The organism is Burkholderia sp. MSMB1078WGS (genome assembly GCF_001528895.1).
Taxonomy (GTDB): Bacteria; Pseudomonadota; Gammaproteobacteria; order Burkholderiales; family Burkholderiaceae; genus Burkholderia.
Map to the genome: position 1 here is coordinate 1 of NZ_LPDI01000064.1, position 5,786 is coordinate 5,786.

The window sequence follows — 5,786 nt, forward strand, 5'->3', positions numbered from 1 at the left end:
GGCCTGTCCACGGCCAACAGCTCGATCACGTCGCTGTCGACTTCGACTTCGACGGGTCTGTCGACGGCCAACAGCTCGATCACGTCGTTGTCGACCTCGACCTCGACAGGCCTGTCGACGGCTAACAGCTCGATTACGTCGCTGTCGACCTCGACTTCGACCGGTCTGTCGACGGCCAACAGCTCGATCACGTCGCTGTCGACTTCGACTTCGACGGGTCTGTCGACGGCTAACAGCTCCATCACGTCTCTGTCGACCTCGACCTCGACCGGTCTGTCGACGGCCAACAGCTCGATCACGTCGCTGTCGACTTCGACTTCGACGGGTCTGTCGACGGCCAACAGCTCGATCACGTCCCTGTCGACCTCGACCTCGACGGGCCTGTCGACGGCTAACAGCTCGATTACGTCGCTGTCGACCTCGACTTCGACCGGTCTGTCGACGGCCAACAGCTCGATCACGTCGCTGTCGACTTCGACTTCGACGGGTCTGTCGACGGCTAACAGCTCCATCACGTCTCTGTCGACCTCGACCTCGACCGGCCTGTCCACGGCCAACAGCTCGATCACGTCGCTGTCGACCTCGACTTCGACTGGCCTGTCGACGGCTAACAGCTCGATCACGTCGCTGTCGACCTCGACTTCGACGGGTCTGTCGACGGCTAACAGCTCCATCACGTCTCTGTCGACCTCGACCTCGACCGGTCTGTCCACGGCCAATAGCTCGATCACGTCGCTGTCCACGTCGACTTCGACCGGCCTGTCCACGGCCAACAGCTCGATCACGTCGTTGTCGACCTCGACTTCGACTGGCCTGTCGACGGCTAACAGCTCGATCACGTCGCTGTCGACCTCGACTTCGACGGGTCTGTCGACGGCTAACAGCTCCATCACGTCTCTGTCGACCTCGACCTCGACCGGTCTGTCCACGGCCAATAGCTCGATCACGTCGCTGTCCACGTCGACTTCGACCGGCCTGTCCACGGCCAACAGCTCGATCACGTCGTTGTCGACCTCGACTTCGACTGGCCTGTCGACGGCTAACAGCTCCATCACGTCTCTGTCGACCTCGACCTCGACCGGTCTGTCCACGGCCAATAGCTCGATCACGTCGCTGTCCACGTCGACTTCGACCGGCCTGTCCACGGCCAACAGCTCGATCACGTCGTTGTCGACCTCGACTTCGACTGGCCTGTCGACGGCTAACAGCTCCATCACGTCTCTGTCGACCTCGACCTCGACCGGTCTGTCCACGGCCAATAGCTCGATCACGTCGCTGTCCACGTCGACTTCGACCGGCCTGTCCACGGCCAACAGCTCGATCACGTCGTTGTCGACCTCGACTTCGACTGGCCTGTCGACGGCTAACAGCTCGATCACGTCGCTGTCGACCTCGACTTCGACGGGTCTGTCGACGGCCAACAGCTCGATCACGTCGCTGTCGACCTCGACTTCGACCGGTCTGTCGACGGCTAACAGCTCGATCACGTCGCTGTCCACGTCGACTTCGACGGGCCTGTCCACGGCCAACAGCTCGATCACGTCGCTCTCGACCTCGACCTCGACTGGCCTGTCCACGGCTAACAGCTCGATCACGTCGTTGTCGACCTCGACTTCGACTGGCCTGTCCACGGCGAACAGCTCGATCACGTCGCTGTCGACTTCGACTTCGACGGGTCTGTCGACGGCCAACAGCTCGATCACGTCGCTCTCGACCTCGACCTCGACGGGCCTGTCCACGGCCAACAGCTCCATCACGTCGCTCTCGACTTCGACTTCGACGGGCCTGTCCACGGCTAACAGCTCGATCACGTCGTTGTCGACCTCGACTTCGACGGGCCTGTCCACGGCCAACAGCTCCATCACGTCGCTCTCGACCTCGACTTCGACTGGCCTGTCCACGGCCAATAGCTCGATCACGTCGCTCTCGACTTCGACCTCGACGGGTCTCTCCACGGCCAACAGCTCGATCACGTCGCTCTCGACTTCGACCTCGACGGGCCTGTCCACGGCTAACAGCTCGATCACGTCGCTCTCGACCTCGACTTCGACGGGTCTCTCCACGGCTAACAGCTCGATCGCGTCGCTCTCGACTTCGACCTCGACGGGTCTCTCCACGGCCAACAGCTCGATCACGTCGCTCTCGACTTCGACCTCGACGGGTCTCTCCACGGCCAACAGCTCGATCACGTCGTTGTCGACCTCGACCTCGACGGGCCTGTCGACGGCTAACAGCTCGATCACGTCCCTGTCGACCTCGACTTCGACGGGTCTGTCTACGGCTAACAGCTCGATCACGTCGTTGTCGACTTCGACCTCGACTGGCCTGTCCACGGCTAACAGCTCGATCACGTCGCTGTCCACGTCGACTTCGACTGGCCTGTCGACGGCCAACAGTTCGATCACGTCGCTCTCGACCTCGACGTCGACCGGTCTGTCCACGGCTAACAGCTCGATCACGTCGCTGTCCACGTCGACTTCGACTGGCCTGTCGACGGCTAACAGTTCGATCACGTCGCTCTCGACCTCGACGTCGACCGGTCTGTCCACGGCTAACAGCTCGATCACGTCGTTGTCCACGTCGACTTCGACTGGCCTGTCCACGGCCAACAGCTCGATCACGTCGCTCTCGACCTCGACCTCGACCGGCCTGTCGTCCGCCAACAGCTCGATCACGTCGCTCTCGACCTCGACCTCGACCGGCATCAGCTCCCTGTCCACGGGCCTGAGCAGCACGGACAGCACGATCCTGTCGTTGTCCACGTCGACCTCGACCGGCATCGGCTCGCTGTCCACCGGCCTGAGCAGCACGAACAGCTCGGTGTCGTCGCTGTCCACGTCGACCTCGACCGCGATCAACGCCGCGAAGACGCACTACTACAGCGTCAACGACAACGGCGTGCAGCAAGCCAACTACGCCAACGACGGCGCCACGGGCACCAACGCCCTCGCCGCCGGCGTGAACGCCAGCGCGGCGGGCGCCAGCAGCGTCGCAGTCGGCGACGGCTCGAACGCGCAGACGGCAGGCGCGGTCGCGATCGGCCAGAACGCATCGGCAACGGGCGGCAAGGCGGTATCGATCGGCTCCGGCAACACGGCGTCCGGCGACGGCGCGGTCGCGACGGGCGCAAACAACACGGCGACCGGCGACGGCGCGGTGTCCCTCGGCAACCAGAACACGGCAACCGGCGCCAGCGCGCTCGCCCTCGGCAGCTCGAACCAGGCCACCGCGGACAACACGATCGCGCTGGGCAGCCAGGCCACGGCCAGCGCCACGGGCGCACAGGCCTACGGCTCGGCCGCCAAGGCCACGGCCGCCGACGCGCTCGCCTTCGGCACGAACGCGCAAGCGAACGTCGCGAACTCGATCGCACTCGGCGCGAACTCGGTCACGGCCGCGGCGGTCGGCACCTCGAGCGCCACGATCGGCGGCGTCACGTACCCGTTCGCGGGCGGCTCGCCGGTCGGCGTGGTGAGCGTCGGCGCACAGGGCCAGGAACGCCAGATCACCAACGTCGCCGCGGGCCGGATCTCGGCCACGAGCACGGACGCGATCAACGGCAGCCAGCTGAACGCGACGAATAACGCGATCAACACGCTGTCGACGTCTACCGCATCGAACGTCGCGTCGCTGTCGACCGGCATCAACTCGCTGTCGACCGGCCTGAGCACGACGAACAGCAACGTGGCGTCGCTGTCCACGTCCACGTCGACCGCGATCAATTCGCTGTCGACGGGCCTCAGCACGGTGAACAGCAACGTCAACTCGCTGTCCACGTCGACCTCGACGGGCATCGGCTCGCTGTCTACCGGCCTGAGCACGACGAACAGCAACGTGGCGTCGCTGTCGACCGGCGTGACGAACATCAACAACCAGTTGAACCAGCTGTCGACGACGCTCAACAACAACACGACGCGTGCGGCGAACAACAACGGCATCGCGGCCGACATGAACGGCAAGGGCACCGACGTCCCGACCGTCACCGCCGGCTCGAACTCGGTGGCGATCGGCGCGGGTTCGAACGACGGCGGTCGCTCGAACGTGGTGTCGGTCGGCAGCGACACGCAGCAGCGCCAGATCACGAACGTCGCGCCGGGTACGCAAGGCACCGACGCGGTGAACGTGAACCAGCTGACGCAGGTGCAGACGACGCTGTCGACGGCACTGTCGGGCCAGCAGGCGCAGATCAACTCGTTGGGTTCGCAACTGCAGCAGACCGACCAGATGGCGAAGCAGGGTATCGCGGCCGTCGGCGCGATGGCGTCGATCCCGCAGCTCGATCGCGACGCCAACTTCGGGATGGGCGTGGGCACGTCGACCTTCCTCGGCCAGAAGGCGATGGCGGTCAACATGCAGGCGCGCATCACGGAGAACCTGAAGGCGTCGATCAACGGCGGTTTCAGCGGCGGTCAGAAGGTGATCGGCGCCGGCATGCTGTATCAGTGGAAGTAACGCGTCGCGCCGCCCGGCCGTTCGGCTCGCCGCCGGACGGCCCGCGGCTCCGACGACAGGACGAGCCCGCTGCGCGCCGCGCGGCGGGCCTCGGTCAACCCAAGCTTTAAGGACGTCACCGTGAACAAACTCGCTCTTGCGCTCGCGCTTTCCGCAACGGCCCTCGCCGCGTGCTCGACCGCATCCGGCCCGACCTTCAGCGCCTCAGAACTGCAGCCGCGCGACGGCGTGCGCACGTTCCAGGTGGACTGCCACGGCTTGCTGTCGGGCCCCCAGACCTGCATGAAGGCCGCCCGCAAGATCTGCGGCGACGAGCCCGTGCGCGCCGTCGACTCTGCCCGCGCGCTGCGCGACAAATCCGATCCGGCCACGCTGGTCTTCCAGTGCGGCGCCGCACCGGCCGAAGCGGCCTCGGCCGCCGAGCCGGCCGCCGCCGTGGTCGAACGCGTGAACCTGTCGGGCGACGCGCTGTTCGCCACCGATCACGCGACGCTCGCACCGACCGCGCGCGAATCGCTGGACCGGCTGTTGAGCGAGCGCGCCGATCGCACGTACTCGCAGGTGACGGTCACCGGCTTCACCGATTCGGTGGGCAGCGACGACTACAACCTCGCGCTGTCGAAGCGCCGCGCCGAATCGGTCGCCGCCTATCTGAAGGCGCACGGGCTGAAGACCGACTCGATGACGGTCTCGGGCCGCGGCAAGGCCGATCCGGTCGCCTCGAACGCGACACCGGAAGGCCGCGCCAGCAACCGCCGCGTCGAAATCCGGCTGCAGCACTGAGCCGCCTGCGGCCGCTCATGCGGCCGCGCGAGCCGGCGGGCCACCGCGCCGCGCCGGCAGGCCGCCGGACGACCGGGCGCCGCTTCGTCGGCGCCCGCTCCCGTTGGCCGGCGGCGATGTCAAAGTTCGTCACGCCCTGCCAAAACCGGCGGTTTCCATGCCACAATCGCCGGCAGACAGTTGCCGGGGCAGCCTGCCCGACGCGCGCCGTGCGAGGCGTGCCGGCGACACGCCGGAATCCGGCTGCCGGCCGCGCGAATCCCGTCGCCCGATTCGCGCACGGCGGCGCACCGGCACGAATCCAACCATGACGATCCACGGCGCGCCGCTGCCGGCCAGACGCTCGACGCGATGCCCGGACGCACGACGCCGCAGAGGAAACAACCGGTGACGGACATCAATGAAGCCGCCGCGAGCGGCACCCGCAAGCAACGACCGGCGGTCGGTATCTCGCTGTTTGCGCGCGACGGCCAAGCGATCTGGGAGAACGGCATTCACCAGAACATCGCGTTCCTCGCGATGATGCTCAAGCGTTCGGATCGCGTCGGCCC

Annotated in this window: 3 protein-coding genes; all 3 read left to right on the forward strand. The window is 66.2% G+C overall.

Going from position 1 to position 5,786, the window contains the following annotated elements; all coding sequences use genetic code 11:
* A partial coding sequence (locus WT24_RS34415) for a YadA-like family protein (RefSeq protein WP_179949360.1) occupies positions 1-4,452 on the forward strand: 4,452 nt, incomplete at its 5' end.
* A gap of 120 nt (positions 4,453-4,572) precedes the next feature.
* Complete coding sequence (locus WT24_RS16460) at positions 4,573-5,235, forward strand: OmpA family protein (RefSeq protein WP_012493551.1); 663 nt, start codon at positions 4,573-4,575, stop codon at positions 5,233-5,235.
* A gap of 387 nt (positions 5,236-5,622) precedes the next feature.
* Positions 5,623-5,786: DUF2827 family protein (locus tag WT24_RS32950; protein WP_373557239.1), on the forward strand; the 164-nt coding region annotated here is incomplete at its 3' end.